General features: G+C 33.7%; 16 protein-coding genes. 3 read left to right on the top strand and 13 right to left on the bottom strand.

The window, feature by feature from the left end; translation table 11 throughout:
- Positions 1–145: 145 nt before the first annotated feature.
- The 9 genes from AB3G33_RS03505 to AB3G33_RS03465 form a co-directional block, all read right to left on the bottom strand.
- Entirely contained in the window at positions 146–1528 is a 1383-nt protein-coding gene (locus AB3G33_RS03505) for an alpha-amylase family glycosyl hydrolase (protein ID WP_367772623.1), read from the bottom strand.
- 127 nt (positions 1529–1655) lie between these two features.
- Complete coding sequence (locus AB3G33_RS03500; protein WP_367772621.1) at positions 1656–2735, bottom strand: SusE domain-containing protein; 1080 nt, start codon at positions 2733–2735, stop codon at positions 1656–1658.
- A 15-nt stretch (positions 2736–2750) separates the two neighbouring features.
- Complete coding sequence (locus AB3G33_RS03495; protein ID WP_367772619.1) at positions 2751–4238, bottom strand: RagB/SusD family nutrient uptake outer membrane protein; 1488 nt, start codon at positions 4236–4238, stop codon at positions 2751–2753.
- Positions 4239–4253: 15 nt separating this feature from the next.
- Complete coding sequence (locus AB3G33_RS03490) at positions 4254–7517, bottom strand: TonB-dependent receptor (RefSeq protein ID WP_367772617.1); 3264 nt, start codon at positions 7515–7517, stop codon at positions 4254–4256.
- 128 nt (positions 7518–7645) lie between these two features.
- Positions 7646–8815 carry a FecR family protein gene (locus AB3G33_RS03485; protein ID WP_367772615.1) on the bottom strand — a complete coding sequence of 390 codons (1170 nt, stop codon included), beginning with the start codon at positions 8813–8815 and terminating at the stop codon, positions 7646–7648.
- 237 nt (positions 8816–9052) lie between these two features.
- Complete coding sequence (locus tag AB3G33_RS03480) at positions 9053–9616, bottom strand: RNA polymerase sigma factor (protein ID WP_367772613.1); 564 nt, start codon at positions 9614–9616, stop codon at positions 9053–9055.
- Between the two features lie 275 nt (positions 9617–9891).
- The gene (locus AB3G33_RS03475) at positions 9892–10548 is read right to left on the bottom strand and encodes an aspartate kinase (RefSeq protein ID WP_367756025.1); all 657 of its coding nucleotides are present in this window, start codon (positions 10546–10548) and stop codon (positions 9892–9894) included.
- A 118-nt stretch (positions 10549–10666) separates the two neighbouring features.
- Entirely contained in the window at positions 10667–11026 is a 360-nt protein-coding gene (locus tag AB3G33_RS03470; RefSeq protein WP_367772611.1) for a YraN family protein, read from the bottom strand.
- A gap of 40 nt (positions 11027–11066) precedes the next feature.
- Positions 11067–11963 (bottom strand): LD-carboxypeptidase, encoded by an 897-nt coding sequence (locus AB3G33_RS03465; protein WP_367772609.1) that lies wholly within the window; start codon positions 11961–11963, stop codon positions 11067–11069.
- Positions 11964–12225: 262 nt separating this feature from the next.
- On the opposite strand from AB3G33_RS03465, the gene AB3G33_RS03460 reads away from it, so the two are divergent.
- Together AB3G33_RS03460 and AB3G33_RS03455 are read left to right on the top strand one after the other, a co-directional pair.
- On the top strand, positions 12226–13335 hold the full coding sequence (locus tag AB3G33_RS03460) for an endonuclease/exonuclease/phosphatase family protein (RefSeq protein ID WP_367772607.1): 1110 nt from the start codon (positions 12226–12228) through the stop codon (positions 13333–13335).
- 183 nt (positions 13336–13518) lie between these two features.
- Entirely contained in the window at positions 13519–14058 is a 540-nt protein-coding gene (locus tag AB3G33_RS03455; protein WP_367772605.1) for a 3-hydroxyanthranilate 3,4-dioxygenase, read from the top strand.
- A 104-nt stretch (positions 14059–14162) separates the two neighbouring features.
- Here the strand turns inward: AB3G33_RS03455 and AB3G33_RS03450 are convergent, their stop codons facing one another.
- A complete protein-coding gene (locus AB3G33_RS03450) occupies positions 14163–15122 on the bottom strand; it encodes an MBL fold metallo-hydrolase (protein ID WP_367772603.1) in 960 nt (319 codons plus the stop codon).
- A gap of 198 nt (positions 15123–15320) precedes the next feature.
- Between AB3G33_RS03450 and AB3G33_RS03445 the strand changes: the two genes are divergently transcribed.
- Positions 15321–16874: an aldehyde dehydrogenase family protein gene (locus tag AB3G33_RS03445; RefSeq protein ID WP_367772601.1), complete on the top strand. Its 1554-nt coding sequence runs from the start codon at positions 15321–15323 to the stop codon at positions 16872–16874.
- Positions 16875–16969: 95 nt separating this feature from the next.
- On the opposite strand, the gene AB3G33_RS03440 is transcribed toward AB3G33_RS03445, so the two are convergent.
- From AB3G33_RS03440 to AB3G33_RS03430, 3 genes are all read right to left on the bottom strand, one after another.
- Entirely contained in the window at positions 16970–17467 is a 498-nt protein-coding gene (locus AB3G33_RS03440) for a DUF6646 family protein (RefSeq protein WP_367756011.1), read from the bottom strand.
- Between the two features lie 47 nt (positions 17468–17514).
- Positions 17515–18240 carry a metallophosphoesterase family protein gene (locus AB3G33_RS03435; protein ID WP_367772600.1) on the bottom strand — a complete coding sequence of 242 codons (726 nt, stop codon included), beginning with the start codon at positions 18238–18240 and terminating at the stop codon, positions 17515–17517.
- Positions 18241–18541: 301 nt separating this feature from the next.
- Complete coding sequence (locus AB3G33_RS03430) at positions 18542–19690, bottom strand: ATP-binding protein (protein WP_367756007.1); 1149 nt, start codon at positions 19688–19690, stop codon at positions 18542–18544.
- Positions 19691–19693 lie beyond the last annotated feature (3 nt).

Genomic DNA, 19693 nt, shown 5'->3' with positions numbered 1-19693 from the left:
TTCGAAGTATTTAAAATTTAAAAAAAGAATCAAATTACTTATAAACAAGAAAGTGATATGAATTAAATCTTTTATGCCTTTGTGTTTGCGCCAATAATAGAGTCGTTTTTTGGCTAACCGATGTTACCAAAAACTAGTTTTTAGATTAGTTTTTCAATACCTTATATTCATAGGGCAATAAACTTATTTCAGTAGTGGCCGTTATTGCAGCACTAGTAAACCCATCTTTCCATGTCATTTTTGATAATGAAACAGGAATAGTGTAATTAACAGTTGACGAAGTTAAGTTGGATAATACAAAAACTTTTTCAGTCTCTGTTTCCATGGTAAATGCACTTACCGCATCACTACTATATCCTTTAAAAGTTCCTTTTTTAATGGCATTGCTAGAATTTCTAAAAGCTATGATTTTCTTGTATTCGGCTAGCATATCTAAATCAGCTGTACTCCAGTCAATAGGGGTGCGGTTAAAATAATCGATTCTTTTATTGTACCCTACTTCTTGCCCATTATAAATCATAGGTGTAGAATTCATGTATGCTGCAACTACAAATGCGGCAATAGATCCTTTTTTTCCACCAAATAACTCTAAAGGGGTACCATCAGAAAGGTTGACATCATGATTGCTTGTATACCTTACCACTTTATTTTCAGGAGTGTAATTATTAGCATATTCTATAGCATTCGAATCTTGTAGAGTAGTTGCTGATTTGCTTTCGCCAAAAACTTTTTCAATAGCACTGAAGAAATTAAATCCAAAAGTAAAATCAAAACCAGCAGCAAATTGACTCACTTTTGAACCTTCTGCAAGCATCAATATGGTTTGATTTTTCTTAATTTTTCTTAATGCTGTAATAGCTTCTGACCAAAAATTTTGGGGTACAAAATCAGCATAATCACATCTAAAACCATCTATGTTTGCACTGTATACCCAGTAGGACATGGCATCAATCATAGCGGCACGCATTTCAGTATTTGTAAAATCTAGTTGTGCTACATCATTATAATTAGTTCCTGGAGGAATAATAATATTTCCGCTAGCATCTTTTTGGTACCAATCTGGATGAGCAGTAATCCAACCATTATCCCATGAAGTATGGTTAGCTACCCAGTCCAAAATAACTGCCATATTTTTTTTGTGGGCTTCTTCTACTAAAACGCGTAGGTCTTCCAAAGTTCCAAAATCAGTATTTACTGCTTTGTAATCTTTAACAGAATATGGAGATCCTAATCCGCCAGAAGATCGCACTATACCCACTGGATAAATAGGCATTAAATAAATAACATTAACTCCAAGTTCTTGAATAGTAGTTAGTTTTTCTTGAACTCCTTTTAGAGTTCCTGCTTCACTAAAGGCACGAATGTTTACCTGATAAATTACGGCATCTTCCTTTTTAGGCATTTTTTCAAAACGGGTTCCGTATTGTGGATATACTGATGCTGGATTTGGCTCATTATCCGAAGAACTGCATGAAGCGAGTACCGAACTAAAGACAAGTATAAAAACGATGTTGATATATAATTTCATTTTTTTTTGATTTTAATAATAAACGTATTGCACATAGCGATGAAAACAGGAGCTCCATTTTGTAATTAGGAGCTCCATTTTTAAATAGATAAACTACATCTTTTAATGCTAAACGAATATTTTGTTTTTAGATTTTTGTAACTGTATAGGTAGCCGTTGGAGGATATCCATTAGTTGCGGGATCAATATCATCTATTTTAAATGTTATTTTATAGGTCCCTGCTTCTGATATATAATGTGCTCCTGGGTCATCTAAATAAACTATCCCATCATCATTATTTTTTGGACCATAATTAATAGTCCAAGCATTATTAAGTCTGAATTTTACATTTCCAACTTTCAAATCACTTGTAATCTCCCATTGTTTTAGTTGGTGATTAAAAGACATATTTGTAGAATTGTCCCAACTTCCAGCTGTAGCATCACCTACAATTCCCCAAGTATAGGGCGTAGCTTTCCATTTTGCTGTATTTAGATTGACATTAATTTGAAAAGAACCAGCTTGAGGCATTAAAAAATCAGCATCACTATGGTCAACTAATACATCATTAGTTGCGCCAGCACCATAAAATTGATCCCAGTTTCTATTGGTGTTAAGTTTAAATCCTAAGCCAGCACCTGCCGGAATCGTAACATATCCTTGATAAATACCTGCATTAATTGCTGTTAAAGATGCTGCTGTATTTATATCCCAACCTTGGTAACTTCCGGGCATGTAAATTTCTCCAAAAACGACTGCTTTTGCAAAAGGAGTTACAGTTAATTCAATTGCATCGGAATAGATAGTTCTGTCTAAAGTGGATACTACACGAACAACTATTTTTCCTGATTCATCAACGGGAAGTCCTAGTTTGATAGCCATTTTATTAAAATCGCTTCCTGAGAAAGCTTTACTTAGCACATCAACTCCTGCCTCAACACGAACTGCTTTTGACCAAGCTGTAGCGCCAACAGCATCTGCGGGAACATCAAATTCCAAAGCATAAGTTACAGGAGCGTTTACAGGAAATACTACTGTAGGCCAAGAAATAGTGACTACAGATAGATTTTCGTTTTCTGATGAAAGGACAATAGTGCTAGACGAAGCTTCTATTGGGGCAGAAAAACTTACTGTTTTTAAAGTAGTAAGTACGGCATCATTTTCACAAGATGCACCTAAGAAAAGTAAGGTGCAAAGTGCGAATATCTTGTTTATATATTTTTTCATAATAGTTTCTATGTGTTAGTAACCTGTATTTTGTTTTAGTCCCTTGTTAGCATCTAATGCTGCGGTAGGTATAGGGAATAATTTTCGGTAATCTGCAGAAACGCCTCTAAAATCGTTTGCTAATGAAAATTTATCAAAACGAATCATGTCTTGTCTTCTATGTCCTTCCCAGTTTAACTCAAATCCTCTTTCATTATAAATATCATCTAATGTTGGATTTGCAGCTAATATTCCAAGACCAGCACGTTGTCTTATTTGATCGATAAATGGTTTGGCAGCTGTAGGGTTACCTAATCTTACATTGCATTCTGCTTTCATTAATAACACATCGGCATAGCGATAGATAGGAAAGTCATTTGATGCACCACCACCATCCATAGGTGTCACAGGGTAAAATTTAGTATCACGAACACCAGCTTGTGGTGCTGCCCCAGGATTGTCAAGTGAAGCGACGTCTATAGAATAATTAACTCCACCACCTTGATCTCCATAACGGAATTGTTTTTTACGAATGTCTTGGTCAGCATATTTCAAGAAGAAATCCTTTGGGACAATAGTTCCATTCCAACCACTAGTTCCAAATAATGCATTAGCATCTGGACCATTCAAACTACGAATAGTAAAAATGTTACGGGAAACTACATTTGCAGTAACGAAAATAGATAGGATCGTTTCATCATCTGGAAGGACATCACCAAATAATTCATAATATTTGTTACCCAGAGGGCTAGAAGCATCGGCAGCACCTGAATGCAGAGAAAATCCTCCTTCGCTTACTTTATCGCAAGCAGCCAAACATTTTTCCCATTCAGGAGTTCCAGTGTATACTTGTGCATTCAAATAAACTTTGGCTAATAAAGTATAACCTGCCCATTTATTGAATCTTCCGTAATAGTTACCGCCTTTAGTGCTTGAAAGGGTTTCTACATTTTCGGTAAGTTCTTTTACTACAAAATCATATACCTCTTTACGACTAGATTGAGGGATTTGATCTACAGTAATATTGTTGTCTGTATAAAAAGGAACATTACCAAAATCATCTATTAGTAAATAATAGAAAAAGGCTCTCAATACTTTGGCTTCAGCAATTTTTGAAGGTTCGGCATTGGATTTTTCTAATTGATTAACGGCCAAATTGGCATTGAAAATAGATTTGTACAACCATTTCCAAGTGTTATTTATAAAAGAATCCGTAGGCAACCATTCGTGTTTGTATAAACGAGCAAAATCCAATTCCCAATCACCCGTTGTTCTATGAGGAATTACTTGCTCATCTGAACTGAAACTGTTTAAGTCATACCAACCTCTATCAGCCCCAGCATAACCTACACCATCCCAATTACCGCCAACTTGTGCATAAACACTAGCCAGCGCTACATCGGCACCTTGAGCAGAGCCGTAAAAATCGTCTGCGGAGTATTTATCATATACATTTTCATCTATGTTCGTACATCCGAATAGAAAAAGGAAACAAATGCTTCCTGCTATCAATATATTTTTCATTTTCATTTTCTTTTACTATTTAAATTTTACATTTAATCCAAAGGCAAAACTTCGGGTACGAGGGTAAATACCATTGTCGCCCCCAAAACCATTACCACCACTCAAATTTAATTCGGGATCAATTCCTGAATACGGTGTAATTAGCAATAAGTTATTTCCAGTAAGAGAAAGTCGAACAGATTCAATATATTTTACTTTTTCAAAATGAAAGTTATAGCCTACAGTTACATTTTCTAATCGTAAAAAAGAACCATCTTCAAGCCATAAGTCAGAACCATATTTTGAAGTAAATAACCCTAAAGGAATAGCGCTTTCCAACACGTTTGATTTACCAATATTTTCTAGGTAACTTAAATTTGATTTAAGGCCATTGTAAATTTTGTTTCCACCTGATCCTCTCCATAACATAGAGACATCTAAGTTTTTATATTGAAAAGAGGGGTTGAATGCATAGGTGTAAGTTGGTAATGCAGAACCTTGTATTAAGCGGTCTGGACTAGTAGTTCCTTGATCAATAATACCGTTTCCATCAACATCAAGCACTGTTTCCGAATTTTCATTGTCTTTACCTGTATGATGTAAGATATTAAACGTACCTATAGGTTGTCCTTCAATTAAGTAAGAACTTGGTCCCCAAGGAACATTATTCGTGTTTAATGGTACACCATTGATACTTCCGCTAAGGTTCAATATTCTATTTCTTAAGAAAGACACATTCCCAGCAAGGGTAAGTGTTGTGTTGTCGGTTTTTATTAAATCATAACCAATTGCAATTTCCAATCCTTCGTTTAATAAACTTCCAACATTTGCTTTGATTGTATTATATGGGAAAGGAGGTTGTGGAACGGTATAATCAAATAAAAGATTATCGGTAGTTGCTGTAAATACATCAATACTTCCTCTTACTTTGTTGTCGAAAAGACCAAAATCTAAACCAATATTGGTTTGTTTTTTTGTCTCCCAACGTAAATCGGCATTGGCATTTTGGATTACATTGAAATTGGTGATTTGTTGACCTCCAAAATAAGTTACTCCAGATCCACCCACAAGTGAGATAGAGTTTTGTGGATATAATCCTTGTTGATTACCTGTAACTCCATATCCTCCACGTAATTTTAATTCGCTAAAAATAGTTTGATTGGCCATAAAAGGCTCTTTGTCTATTTGCCAAGCAACCGAAGCCGATGGGAAATCTCCCCATTTATTATTTACACCAAATACAGATGAACCATCTCTTCTAAAACTAGCTGTAAATAAATATCGGTTTAAAAAAGAGTAATTCACACGCCCCAAAAAGGAAACTAGTGTTCGGTCATTTTTATAGGATGAGATATCACCAGGTTGCACTTTAGATAAGTCACCTAGTTGCAAAGCATTATAAGTTGCAATGTCATTGATAAAACCTTTGGCTTGAGCAAAATTACCTTGGTAGGCCTGATTTTGCCATTCATACAAGGCTAATGCATTAATACTATGGTCTCCAAACACTTTTTTGTATGAAAGACTAATATTCATTAATTTTTCATTTTGCTTGTTGTTGCTTATGTTCGCATACCCATTTTGATCCACCGCATAAGCATTAGTTGATTCCGCAGGAAGATAGTACCCATTTGTACTATTTGTTTTTCTCCAACTTCCAAACCAACCAGCTGTTAACCCTTTGTATAAATCTAAATCGGCTTTAAGGCTTCCAAACAAATTATCATATTGCCCTTCATTGGTCACTGTTTGTGCAGCAGCATAAGGATTCAAGTATTGGAATACATTTGGGTCTGTAAAATAACTACCATTTGTATTATAAACGGGATCAGTAGGACGCATTACATACGCATTAGTGATCAAATTTGAAGTAAATGCAGCTCTACCAATGCTACCAATACTGTTAACGGCATTAGTAACCCCACTATTCAAATTAAAAGTCAATTTCAATTTATCATCCATTGCGGATTGCGTAGCTTGAATTCTTCCAATGTATTTTTTATTGCTGGTATTAATTACAACACCATCCTGTAAAATAGCACTGATCGAAGCTCTATAGCTAAATTTATCTGTTCCTCCGCCAAATGATAAAGTGTGAGTTTGTGTAGCACCACCTTTGGTAAGAATACCATACCAGTCTGTATCTGAACCATGATTTGCCGAAGCAGGAACGCCAACTAATTGAGCTTGTTGCCACCATTGGTCAGCATTCAACATGTCTAATTTTTTTGGAATATAATCGATAGCTGTTGAAGCAGAATATTCGACGGATGTTCTTCCTGCTTTGTTTTTCTTTGTAGTAACAATGATTACTCCCGCAGCTCCTCTAGAACCATAAACGGCAGTTGCTGAGGCATCTTTTAATATATCCATAGAGGCAATTTCGCTAGGTGGAATTTGGTTTAATAAATCCATATTTCCTTGAACTCCATCTACAACTACCAAAGGATCATTTCCCCCAATTAAAGAAGAGATTCCTCGTATTCTAACACTAGGAGCTGAACCTGGTTCACTTCCTGTTTGTGTAATATTAACCCCAGCCAATTTTCCCGAAATTAATTGCAATGGGTTGACAACAGCACCCTGATTCATGTCTTTTGCAGCTATAGAAGATACAGCACCAGTAACATCTTTTCTCGATGAAGTTCCATAACCTACCACTACAATCTCTTCTAAGGTAGTTGTATCTGGAAAAAGTTGAATTACACTATTATCTTGGTTTGCAGAGACTCTTTTCTCTTTATAACCTATATAGCTTATTATGATTATAGCGTCACTGTTTTCAACATCAATTTCAAAGTTTCCATTGATATCTGTGACTACTACTTTTTTGGTTTTTTCTTCCATGATCGAGGCACCTGGAAGAGGCATACCATTTTCATCGGATACTTTACCTTTTATAGTCTTTTTTAAATAAAAAGTCTGATCCGTTTTTTCAATTAGAGGTTTTTTCAAAATAATTTGAGTTTCTCTAACTTTAAAATCGGTACCTGTTCCTTTGAACAGTTTGTCTAAAACTACATCAATTGTTTGATCTTTTACACGAATAGAGATGATTCGATTTAAATCGATATCATTCATTTTGTAAATAAATCTAAAATCTGTTTTTTGCTCAATGGTTTCAATAACCGTTTCAACTGTTGTATTGTTTAATTCTAAACTTACTTTTGTTTTTTGGGCATAAGTATTCGCTCGGATATTAAACATGACAACTAAAAGAAGTAGCGTAGTTAGTTTCAATTTTAGGTTGTTTTGGAACAATGGGAATTGTATCCCACTATTCTTTGGTTTTTTTTTCATAATTTTGTAAATCGATTGTATTTAATCAGTTAGGTTCAATCACTTATTCAATCGGAAATTGTTCGCAGCTCTTTCCGATTTTTTTATGCATAATGGTTAACTCGTCATTTTTATTTGGTTTTTAGTTGTTATTTAATTAATATCTCATTGTCTTTTATCGTGTAATTAATGCCGTGAAGGTCATTAAAGTAGCTCAGTACTTTTTCTATTGGCTCATCACCAAAACTGGCATAAAACTTCTCATTAGCCAATTTCTTGTTGTGGTTCACAATAGTAACATTGTAGTGTCTTTCTAATTTTTTTGTTATATCAGTAAAACTCATATTTTTAAAACTCAATCGTCCTTCCATCCAGGCAGTATAAATGTCAGTATTGACTGCTTTTGTTTCAATATGGCTGTCTTTTTTATTAAAACTACCTTTATATCCTGGTTTAAGAATAGTGTTTTTATTGGCGTCAAATTTCTCGTTTGTAGTATAAAGTCCAACAGAACCTTCTACCAAAACAACGTCAGTTACAGCATCTTCAGGATAGCTAGAAACATTAAAATGTGTTCCTAAAACACGAACGTTTAAATTATTAGCATTAACAACAAAAGGGTGTTTTTTGTCTTTTGTAACATCAAAGAAAGCTTCTCCATCTAGAAAGACTTGACGGTTTTCACTAGCAATAAATTTCACAGGGTATTTAAGTGTGGTTCCTGAATTCAGGTGTACAATAGTTCCATCAGACAATTCCAATTCGAATCGTTTTCCATATGGTATTTTAATGGTGTTGTAAACTAGTTTTTCTAAAGAGGTTTCGGTATCGTACGCAATTTTATTTCCATTGTGACTTGCTACTACATTTCCTTCTGAGTCCGTAACTTGAGTTTTTTTAGTACCAGAAATAATTTGAACATCACCGTTAGCTAATTGGAGGGTGATTTCATCACCATTTAGTATTTGCGCCTTTTTTTCAATTAAAAGAGTATGTTGATAGGACCATCCAATAGACAATATAACAAGAATTGTTGCTGCAATTGAAAGGTATTTTAGAATTGGAATCTTTTTGGTTTCAACAGTAACTGCTTCCGTTTCTTTTGTTTGAGATAGAATATTTGAGAAAATTTTATCTGCTGTTGATGAATCCATTTGAGGAGTTTCAGCCAGCAAAATTTTTATGTCGTCAACTGTTGGAAAATCAGTTGTGAGATTGTTTTTTCGATAATAGGCAACAACTTCATTACTTTCCTCCACATTGCATTGGTTTAAAATAAATTTATGAAGTAATTTTTGTAATTCTGAATTTTCATTCATTTCAAGTAGTTTTTTGTTCCGGTACTATATTATACAGTTGAAGTGGAGTTGACTACTACTCAAACGTTGTAATTTTTTTAATTTTAACATAAAATAATTTAAATAGCACAAAAATATTGAATATAAGTAGTTGATTAAAAGCAACTTACATTCATTTAGTGATGTTTTATTTTTTTTAAAAAAAGTCAAAAAAAATCACCCATAAAGAGTGATTGAGAGAAAAATAGTTAAAGCGTATCATAAAATCCCATCATGGCCTTTTAAAAATAGCCGCATTGATTCAAGTGCTTTGCTCATTTGGCTTTTTACAGTATTTACTGATATCCCTAATTCATGGCTAATTTCTTCATACGTTTTGCCTTGTTTTCGTGACATTTTAAAAATTTGCTTGCGCTTGGGAGGCAATTGTTTAATGGCTTGTTTTTTGAGTTTTTTGCAGTCGTCTTCTCGAATAGAATAATCACCTTGTTCATGTGATTTTTGGCTTTTGTAGAAAATTTCTTCTTTTAGAAGGACATCATTGGCCGCTTTATTCAAAATATTAAAGGCTTGATTTCTGGCAATAGTGAACAAATACGATTTAAAGGATTGCTCTAAATTTAGATTTTCACGATGTAGCCACACTTTTAAAAATACTTCTTGAACATTTTCTTCAGCTAATTCTTTTGATTTAAGTAGGCTAATACTATACCCATAGATATCTTGATGGTAATGATCAAAAAGGGAACGAAAGGCTTTTTCGTTGTTGTTTTTGAGTTCACTAACTAATAATTGATCGCTATAGTTTTTTGTTTCTGACATTAATTGTATTACCCTTAATTTTTATAAGATTAAAATAGCACACTCTCAATTCTAGCCTCTTAATTGTCTGATGAATTAGCAAATATATAAAAATAATATTCTCATTGATTTCTTTAAGTAAAAATCTATTTATAATTTTTTGTTCAAAATTTGGTGATAAGTAGTTAATTTTTAATTGAAAACGGAATTAAGCTGAGCCCAAAAATAAGTGTGAATTAAAAAAGCTTCCAACCTTTTTTAAGACTGGAAGCTTGAAAATATACAATTTGAAAGGATTAATTCTTCAAATCTTTTATTACTTTAAAAGCAACATCAACTTGCTCTTCGCTTACTAAAATGGTAAATTCATTAGAAGTAGAAATCACCTCGTTGATTATAATTCCTTCCCAAGCCAAACGTTGAAAAATGAAATAGTAAATACCTGGAATTACAATATTCTCTTTTGGTAATTTTACCGTTATAGAAGCTAAATTGTCTAGTTTTTGAATCAATTTTTCACTTACAAAATGCTTGTCAACTAATTGATTTACACTGTTACTTATTACAATGTTAATTTCATTTACACCTCTTGATGATGTATAAAAAACATCGGGCAATGCATTGATATCCGAGATTAATTCAGCTTGTTTATTTAAAACAGTTTCTGATACTGCAAAAGTATAGTCAGTCAAAGCAGATCGAACCGTAATCTCTCCAATGTTTTTTATTACTTTATTGATTTTGTGATTTAATCGGAAGTCTAATTCTTCGGTCAGTCTTTTTAGTGACATTACGATGGCTCCTTGTTTAACTTCTTTTCCAAATTCACTTTCCAATTCGGACATGATATTTCGGGATAATGAGGTTAAGTTGATTATCCCAAGTGATAAAGCATTTAATAAAAATGGCTTTGTTTTAATGTAATTTTCTACAATTGAAGAAACGGTTTTCATAATAAATTAGGTGTTTTTACTTAGTTTTAGTAGTTAGTTTAGTTAGTTGTTGTGTCAAAAATCGCTACAAATATAAATAAAAAACAATTTGTTACAAATATAACATGATAAAATTTACTTAAAAATGATAAAAAGCATCGATAAGGTGTTCAATTACAAAAGATTTACCCTCTTTATGGATAGCAATAATGTCAAAACGAACATTGACATCCATATTTTTTTCTACTACGTAGGCGTCTACCGCCTTAACTAGAAGTTGAATTTTTTTTGGTTTTACAAAATCTTGAGGCAAACCAAATTCAATTGAGGAACGGGTTTTAACTTCAACAATTGCCAAAATATCTTCTTTCTTAGCAATTATATCTATTTCAGCTTTTTGAAAAGTCCAGTTAGTATCTAGAATTTCATAGCCTTCTTTTTGCAGAAAGGCAAAAGCCATTTCTTCACCAAATTTCCCTAATTCATTGTGTTCCGCCATTTTATCAATTTTAAATCACTTGAATTTTTAAAGAAAATTATTACTCAAAAGTTACTGAAGCGTTACTTGTAGTAACTTCTATGTGAATGATATCTCCTAAAACTAGAGCACGATTGTCCCTTATGTGACCTGCGGGGAAATTGTAGATAATAGGAATGTTGTATTTTTTAGTAACATCTTCTATAATTTCGACAGCATTTTTGCCCCAAGGAATATCATTGTCTTTCATCTTAGTCATGGAACCCACAATAATTCCTTTAATACTTTCTAGACAGCCATTGCGTTTGAGGTTCATCATCATGCGGTCAATGTGATATAAATATTCATCGAGATCTTCAATAAATAATATTTTGTCTTTACAGTCAATAGCCGAATTTGATCCTAGTAAACTATATAGAATAGATAGATTTCCTCCTACTAATTCTCCAGAGGCACTTCCAGTTCTATTCATAGGGTCAGATGCAATACTGTAATTCAGTTTTTCTCCAAACAAAGACAAACGCAAACTTTCGATTGCTTCAGGGGTTGCTCTCGGCACCGTTATAGGCATCACACCATGAATAGATTTGAAACCCATTGTATTGAGGTGATTGTGTAAAACGGTAATGTCACTAAAACCCACAATCCATTTCGGGTGTTGTTTGAATTTTGTAAAGTCTAATAAATCAATCATTCGCACCGTACCATACCCTCCTTTTACACACCAAATTGCTTTGATGTTTGGGTTGTCCAATTGCTTTTGAAAATCCGCAGCTCTTTGTTCATCAGTACCTGCAAGTTGGTTATTGTCTAAACCAATGGTACTTCCTATCACTACTTCTAATCCCCAACTGTGCAATAAATCAATTGCCGGCTTAAGATTGTCGTCAATGTTTTTTCTTGCTGTTGATACTATGGCAATGGTATCTCCTTTTTGTAAAATAGGTGGTGTAGTCATTAGTGTGTGGGATTGGGTATTGATAGAATGTAAAATAAAAATTAAAAGTAGGAATTTAGTCCAACAAAAATTAATATTTAACGTCCAAAATCGAGTGGTAGGCATGTTTTTATTTTTCTGGGGTAAATATAATTTGAGTAGCTCCTCAATAGGATTAAAACAAAGATAGCAAATTTGAAATAATTTATTATTTACTTCTCAAAATGAAGTATTTTTACTTGAAGATATATTCTGGACGGTCATTCCTTTTTAAACGGTGCTTATGAAAATTTTACGATCGATTCTCTTTCTCCTTTTATTTTTTCCGCTGACAAAGACAGTAGGTCAACAAAAAAATTATTCGATTCATACCGTTGCTTTTTATAATTTCGAAAATCTTTTTGACACTATTAATAATCCGGATACTAATGATGATGAATGGACTCCAAAAGGAGCACAACACTGGACTTCCAAAAAATACTATCAAAAACTTCAAAACCTTTCTAGAGTTTTATTCGAAATAGGTTCTTCTGAAAACACTAATTCACCTACATTCATTGGATGTTCCGAAATTGAAAATAGAGGAGTCTTAGAAGATTTGCTCAAAGAATCTAAACTCATTAATATTGATTATGGTATCATCCATTTTGATTCTCCCGATAAAAGAGGAATTGATGTGGCTTTATTATATCAAAAGAAATATTTTCGACCAACAAGTTATACTAACATTCCATTATATGTATACAAAGACCAAGTCAAATTAAAAGAAAAAACTAAAAATGAATCTGTTGAAAAAACAGATGATGATGAAGAAATTAACCTACAGAATAATCGTGTTTTTACGCGGGATCAGCTGTTAGTCACAGGTTTTTTAGAGGGAGAAGAAATCAATATTATAGTAAACCACTGGCCATCCCGCTCAGGAGGTGAAAAAAAGTCAAGTCCATTTAGAGAAGCTGCTGGAGCCTTGAACAGGAAAATAATTGATTCTTTACAACGAATTAACCCAAATGCAAAAGTGATTACTTTAGGAGATTTAAATGACGGGCCGTCAAATAACAGTGTCAAAAAAGCACTTGGAGCCAAAGCTAAGAAAGAAGAGGTTTCGGTATTAGGAATCTATAATCCATTCGAAGAAATGGCTAAAAAAGGATTGGGTACCATCGCTTTTCGAGATTCTTGGGATATTTTTGACCAAATCATGGTTTCACAATCTTTAATAAGAAATGATTTTTCCAGCTTTCAATATTGGAAAGCGGGTATTTACAACAAACCTTTTTTAATACAAACTTCAGGACAATATAAAGGCTATCCTAAAAGACATTCCGCCACCGAAATCGGGTTTAGCGATCATTTTCCCGTTTATATTTATTTAATTAAAGAAGTAAAGTAGGAATTTAAGCATAAAAATTTTGATGTTCCTATTTTATTAAATAAACGAATTGTCGTTAATGACATATTATCCTCCCTTAAATTAGAAAACGTACAAAAACAAGCAGTCTTTTGGTTTAGCTGGCTTTACTGCTAGGGACTTTTTCACTAACTTAGCGATTCAAAAATTTAACACCCAATCAAAATGTCCATAGCTAAACCATTCAACCTCAATAAATGGATTGATGAAAATCGTAAACTACTGAAACCACCAGTTGGCAACAGGAATTTATACAGAGAATCAGGGGATTATATTGTTATGATTGTTGCGGGTCCCAATGCCCGTAAAGATTATCATTATAACGAAACTGAAGAGTTGTTTTATCAACTTGAAGGCTCTATAAAAGTAGTTATTCAAGAAGATGGCGAGCGCAAAGAAATGGAACTTCATGCAGGGGATATGTACTTACATCCCGCCAATGTCCCTCATTCTCCAGTACGTTCTGAGGGTTCTATAGGTCTTGTAATTGAACGCAAGAGAGTAGGAAAAGGTTTCACAGATGGGCTACAATGGTATTGCGACAATTGCAACCATAAATTGTACGAAGTCCGTTTTGAACTTCATAACATCGAGAAAGATTTCTTACCTCACTTTGAGCATTTTTATGACTCTGAAGAACTAAGAACGTGTGACCAATGTGGAACCGTTATGGAAGTCGACCCTCGATTTGTTGCCAAAAAATAGTTTTTTATTTAGGAGCTATTTCCCGTTATCCGCTGTATCTTTTGTGGCTTAAAGAAAGCCACAAAAGGATGTCGCTACTACCGGGGCTAGGATTTAGATGTAATTTACAACTCAAATCGCTTCCCTTGTTCTGGGAATATAAATTGCAAACCCAAGTCATTTTGCTTTATCAATTGATTTTTGATTTTTATATAATTGTCAACTGGTGGCTTCATATGGGTAATCACAATTTTAAACCCATTCAACCCATCTTTTCCAGTAAGTTCACTTAACCTATGGAGTTCACTCAAGAGATGATTAGGTGTTAAATGTCCAAATAACTGAGTGTCGGGTTGCTCGTTTGGGAACGAAACTTCAATAAAAATTCCTTTTAATTGGTTGCTTTGGATCAAGGGAGCGATTTCGGTCCAAAGCAAACGTAGTTTATCACTTTTTTCAACAGAATCGGCACCAGTATCGCCCAAGTACAAGGCATAAGCATCTTTGTTTTTAATTAAAAAAGCAGTACTTTCAAAAGGATTGACATGGCTTAATGAAAATGCTTTTACGGTCATTGTGGTGTTAGAAATTGGAGTTTCTTCAAGAGTATTTAGCGTTTGAAAATGGTATTTTTTTATTTGATAACCAGTGCCTTCATCTCCAAAATTAGCCCAAGTTTGTCCGTTGAAATAATGTTTTTCCATCATTTCCATACAACTATGTGTTGCATAGACCGTTTTTGATGAATCGGCAGGTGAATTAATGATCAAACCCGAAACATGATCTAAATGGGCATGGGATATTAAATACCCTTTGATATATTTTTTTAAAACCGTCTCTGAGGAAACTTTAAAAATTTTATTTGCAATTGCCTTTTCAATTCCTGCATGCAGGGTTCCCGCATCAAGACAAATATATTCGGTTGTATTTGATGGAGCGAGTAAATAAGCGGAAAGATTGGTTTCGTCAATACCGCCTCTTATACCCAAAGGAATAACTTGAAATGCAGGGTTTTGTGCTTGTTGGGCAAATGTATTCGCAGACAGTAAAAACAAGTAAATCCAGAAATTTTTAAAAAGGGTCATAGGATATTATTATGAATTAATTTCAGACTATAAAATTAGTTTCTTCTTTTTAAATTGAAGCTTTTTTTTGCTAAATCAACTACATGTCACCAAATTGGTCTAATTTTAGTCCGATTTTAACACTATAATTGGGTTGAAATTCAACACGAAATTATATCTTTACAAAAAAATATAACAATTTTAACCAAAAAAGTTACAATGATAACAATAGCAAATCAATTCGGAATGAAAGAAGCTTTAACTCAATTGGGTATAAAGGACATAAATGAAGGAACATCAACAGGATTAAATCATTTTTCAAATGGAGAAATCCTAGAAAGTTATTCTCCCGTAGATGGTCAATTGATAGCAAAAGTAAGAACAACTACAGCAGCAGATTATGAAAAAGTAATGGAATCAGCAACAGCTGCTTTCAAAACTTTTAGAACCATGCCAGCACCACAACGTGGAGAAATTGTTCGTCAGTTTGGAGAAAAATTACGTAAAAATAAAGAGGCTTTAGGTAAATTGGTTTCTTACGAAATGGGAAAATCATTACAAGAAGGATACGGAGAAGTACAAGAAATGATTGATATCTGCGATTTTGCAGTAGGTCTATCTCGTCAATTGCACGGGTTAACAATGCATTCTGAGCGTCCGGGACATCGTATGTATGAACAATACCACCCAATGGGAATTGTTGGAATCATTTCAGCATTCAATTTTCCAGTAGCGGTTTGGGCTTGGAATACGGCCTTGGCTTGGATCTGTGGGGATGTTTGCGTTTGGAAACCATCTGAGAAAACACCGCTTTGTGGAATAGCTTGTCAAAATATTATTGCTGAGGTAATCAAAGAAAACAACCTTCCAGAAGGAATTTCTTGTTTAATCAACGGAGATTACAAAGTAGGAGAAATGATGACTAGTGATAAACGTGTTCCTCTAATTTCGGCTACAGGTTCTACTCGTATGGGTAAAATTGTTGCTCAAACAGTAGCGGGTCGTTTAGGAAAATCATTATTAGAATTAGGTGGAAACAATGCCATCATTGTAACACCAGATGCTGATATTAAAATGACAGTGATTGGAGCTGTTTTTGGAGCAGTGGGAACTGCAGGACAAAGATGTACTTCTACACGTCGTTTAATCATTCATGAAAGTATTTACGATACTGTAAAAGACGCAGTCGTTTCGGCTTATGGTCAATTGCGTATTGGGAATCCATTAGACGAAAACAATCACGTAGGTCCAGTTATCGACAAACATGCAGTAGAAATGTACAATAATGCATTGACTAAAGTGGTTGCCGAAGGTGGGAAACTACTTGTTGAAGGTGGCGTTCTTACTGGTACAGGATATGAAAGCGGATGTTATGTAAAACCAGCGATTGCAGAAGCAGATAATTCATTTGAAATTGTACAACACGAAACATTTGCTCCAGTATTGTATTTATTGAAATATTCAGGAAATGTTGAAGATGCACTTGCTGTTCAAAATGGAGTGGCGCAAGGATTGTCATCAGCGATTATGACCAATAATTTAAGAGAAGCAGAATTGTTCTTATCTGTTGTAGGTTCTGACTGTGGTATTGCAAATGTAAACATTGGAACTTCTGGCGCAGAAATTGGTGGAGCCTTTGGAGGAGAAAAAGAAACGGGTGGAGGTAGAGAATCCGGTTCTGATGCTTGGAAAGTATACATGAGACGTCAAACTAATACCATCAATTACACAACGAGTTTGCCATTGGCACAAGGAATAAAATTTGATTTGTAATCATGAATAATTAGCATAAAAAAAGGCAATTTGAAAATTCAAATTGCCTTTTTTTTATTTCTGAATTTTCAGAAGTTTCTTTATAATTAATTGTATTACAAATTAAAAGAAGCACCAACGTTTAAAGTAAACTGATTGTTTAAGTGGTCAAAACCAGTTATCGTTTTGTCATATTTAGCCAATGGGACACCAGCTTCTCCAAACAATCCAAAACCATCCGTAAAGAAATAACGGAAACCCAAATGAGCACCAAAATTTCTTAAACCTAAATCCAATCCTGGGTAGATGTCCATGTTAGGTTGCATTTGTAAAACACTCCCTAAATTAGCGTTGAATCGTGCTTTTAAGTCAATTCTATCTCCAAATTCCGGTAGATTTCCCATAGCATCTTTATTTACTGACAATAAGTAATTACCAGTAAGTCCCAATGACATGTTTTCTCCAATTCCAAAATCAGATGATAAGAAAATACCAGTTCCTCCATCTTGAATGTTAAATCCTACTTGCCCTTTAACATCTCCATTCCCTTTGAAGGCTTGAGCGTTAATTAGACCAAAAGCTAATAGTAATGATAATGTAATAATTTTTTTCATAATTCGTGGAGGTTATAAATTCCAAGACAAAATTAGTTTAATAAATCTTAATTTCTACCTTTTTCATCAAAATACAGGTTGTTTAAGGGTTCACTTTGCCAGAATTCCTTTGTATCTACATCCATAATTGTTAAAGGTCCTTTGAAAGCTGCTCCCGTATCTACGTTCCAAATACAAGCCATTTGCAAAGGTTCTGTTTTTCCAATTCGGGTGACTGGGGTGTGGCCAATATAAACTTCATCATATAGCGTCAAGCGTTTTGGATACAATAAGTCATTGGGTTTGATGCTTCGATCCAATGCTAGTGCCGTTTCCCAAAGCGTTCGATCCCAATAAAATAATTTAGGATAAAATTCATACTCCACCCCATTCATATTGGTAAAACCAGCATGAACAAAAAGCCGATTTTTTTCATCTAAATAATAGTCGTCCAGTGACAATAAAAAGTCAATGTGTAATTGTTTAGTAGTATCATTAACATTTTGGTAGGCAGTGACGGTTGCCTCACCACCATGTTTGTACCACATGAGGTTGTCTTTGCTGTCTTTTAACCAATGCAATAATAATTCATCGTGGTTACCACGAATAAAAATGCAGTTATTAGTGGTTTTTAAATGAATCAAATAATCAATTACTTGTGGAGATTGACTCCAGCCATCTACATAATCTCCCAGAAAAATTAAAGTATCTTCTGGAGTTACTTTAGCTCTTTCTATAATTTGGTGTAAAGCGCGTAAGCCTCCGTGTATGTCGCCTATAACTAGTGTTCTCATTTATGTTTGGTCAATCGGGATTATGAAAAATGATAAGAGTGTCGTTTTTCTAATTGATAAAAATAGCAAAAAGAGTTGGGACAGGCTGATTTTTTTATTTTTTATTTTTTACAGCATGCGGTATTTGTACTATTTTTGTTTTTCCTAAAATATCACTACTTTTAGTGATTGTTTGATATGAAATTTTTTATGTATTTTTACATAAACATTAAAAACTTCAAAAAAATGAATGCACTGATCGCCTTATCACTTTTGATTATCCAAGCAGTTTGTAGTTTTTTAAATGATATTATATCATTTTTTAATCTTCATTTTTAGTATCGTATTTCATTTTTCTTAAAATCCGCATGGCTTCCTTGAAAGACAAATAAATTTGCGGAAACGGTTTTATAAGTAGTTTAGCATCAATCAATTTTTCTTTGGCATCTTCAAATCCATTGAGATAACAAATCATGAAGGTAGACGGCAGGTTTTCTAAATCTTTATTTTCTCTATCAGACAATACAATTCCTTTTCGTAGTTTTTGCAACAATGCTAGATTAGAATTATAAATGTGAAAAAGCATTTTTCTATTAAATTCTGGGGGCTGAAACAGCATTTTACTTTCTATTTTATAATACCCATTTTCATAAAAATAAATCGTTTGTTGTTCTAATGGATAATAACTGGTTTTATCGTTTAAACCCAAAGGAACATATTCAATAATAGTAAAAGTATCTTCATCAAAAGTTATAGTAACTACATCTTGAGCGGAGTAGAAGAGTTTGATTTGTTCATTAATGAGTTCGATGTCCACACGAGATAAATAAGTACTACCTCGCACTTTCTTTGGGATTCCAGCCCAACAAATCACAAAAAGTTCTTTGAATACTTTGTATTTTGGCGCCATGTCTTTATGGCGAAAATTGATAAAATCAAATACGCCGTCCAAAGTGTATTTAATATTGTTTCTGGAATTATTTTCAATATCAATTACAGTTTCGGTATTGAGATAATTTTTCTCAATTTTATCTTCGGTTGGTGTGGTATTGCTACCCCGTCTTATAAATGTTGCTTTGGCTGGAATGGTATGAATTCCTTTTTTGAAAAAAGAAGGTTTGTTTTTGGGTTTTATCGTTACCAGTCCTACAACTTTATCTTTGGGCAAATTAGGAAAAGGAACATTTTCGTATTGAATTTTGGGAGGATTCTCAAGATAGGCATTTACTAAATTCTGAATATGACTGTCGTCAAAAAAATCATCACCTACAATCTCATTATCTTGATCTTCAACACCTACAACTATATACGAATTATTGGCCGGATTAGAATTGGACAAAGCACAAATGTGTTTTAAAAATTTGGCTTTGCCCTCTCTGGTATGCAAGTTCAATTGTCGTTTTTTATCATAAAAACTGGATTCGTCGTTATGAGCGAGTAGGTTTTTAATTAAAAGACGCTTGTTGATCATTTA

It is taken from the genome of Flavobacterium sp. WC2421 (assembly GCF_040822115.1).
In the GTDB taxonomy this organism is placed as follows: Bacteria; Bacteroidota; Bacteroidia; order Flavobacteriales; family Flavobacteriaceae; genus Flavobacterium.
This window is presented reverse-complemented; position numbering and strand designations above follow the sequence as displayed.

Excerpts from the sequence above, each read along its gene's own strand:
- AB3G33_RS03500 (WP_367772621.1), bottom strand. The coding sequence starts at position 2,735 with ATGAAAAAATATATAAACAAGATATTCGCACTTTGCACCTTACTTTTC.
- AB3G33_RS03475 (WP_367756025.1), bottom strand. The coding sequence starts at position 10,548 with ATGAAAACCGTTTCTTCAATTGTAGAAAATTACATTAAAACAAAGCCA.
- AB3G33_RS03465 (WP_367772609.1), bottom strand. The coding sequence starts at position 11,963 with ATGACTACACCACCTATTTTACAAAAAGGAGATACCATTGCCATAGTA.
- AB3G33_RS03450 (WP_367772603.1), bottom strand. The coding sequence starts at position 15,122 with ATGACCCTTTTTAAAAATTTCTGGATTTACTTGTTTTTACTGTCTGCG.
- AB3G33_RS03430 (WP_367756007.1), bottom strand. The coding sequence starts at position 19,690 with ATGATCAACAAGCGTCTTTTAATTAAAAACCTACTCGCTCATAACGAC.
- AB3G33_RS03505 (WP_367772623.1), bottom strand. The coding sequence starts at position 1,528 with ATGAAATTATATATCAACATCGTTTTTATACTTGTCTTTAGTTCGGTA.
- AB3G33_RS03490 (WP_367772617.1), bottom strand. The coding sequence starts at position 7,517 with ATGAAAAAAAAACCAAAGAATAGTGGGATACAATTCCCATTGTTCCAA.
- AB3G33_RS03435 (WP_367772600.1), bottom strand. The coding sequence starts at position 18,240 with ATGAGAACACTAGTTATAGGCGACATACACGGAGGCTTACGCGCTTTA.
- AB3G33_RS03440 (WP_367756011.1), bottom strand. The coding sequence starts at position 17,467 with ATGAAAAAAATTATTACATTATCATTACTATTAGCTTTTGGTCTAATT.
- AB3G33_RS03470 (WP_367772611.1), bottom strand. The coding sequence starts at position 11,026 with ATGGCGGAACACAATGAATTAGGGAAATTTGGTGAAGAAATGGCTTTT.
- AB3G33_RS03485 (WP_367772615.1), bottom strand. The coding sequence starts at position 8,815 with ATGAATGAAAATTCAGAATTACAAAAATTACTTCATAAATTTATTTTA.
- AB3G33_RS03455 (WP_367772605.1), top strand. The coding sequence starts at position 13,519 with ATGTCCATAGCTAAACCATTCAACCTCAATAAATGGATTGATGAAAAT.
- AB3G33_RS03495 (WP_367772619.1), bottom strand. The coding sequence starts at position 4,238 with ATGAAAAATATATTGATAGCAGGAAGCATTTGTTTCCTTTTTCTATTC.
- AB3G33_RS03480 (WP_367772613.1), bottom strand. The coding sequence starts at position 9,616 with ATGTCAGAAACAAAAAACTATAGCGATCAATTATTAGTTAGTGAACTC.
- AB3G33_RS03460 (WP_367772607.1), top strand. The coding sequence starts at position 12,226 with ATGAAAATTTTACGATCGATTCTCTTTCTCCTTTTATTTTTTCCGCTG.
- AB3G33_RS03445 (WP_367772601.1), top strand. The coding sequence starts at position 15,321 with ATGATAACAATAGCAAATCAATTCGGAATGAAAGAAGCTTTAACTCAA.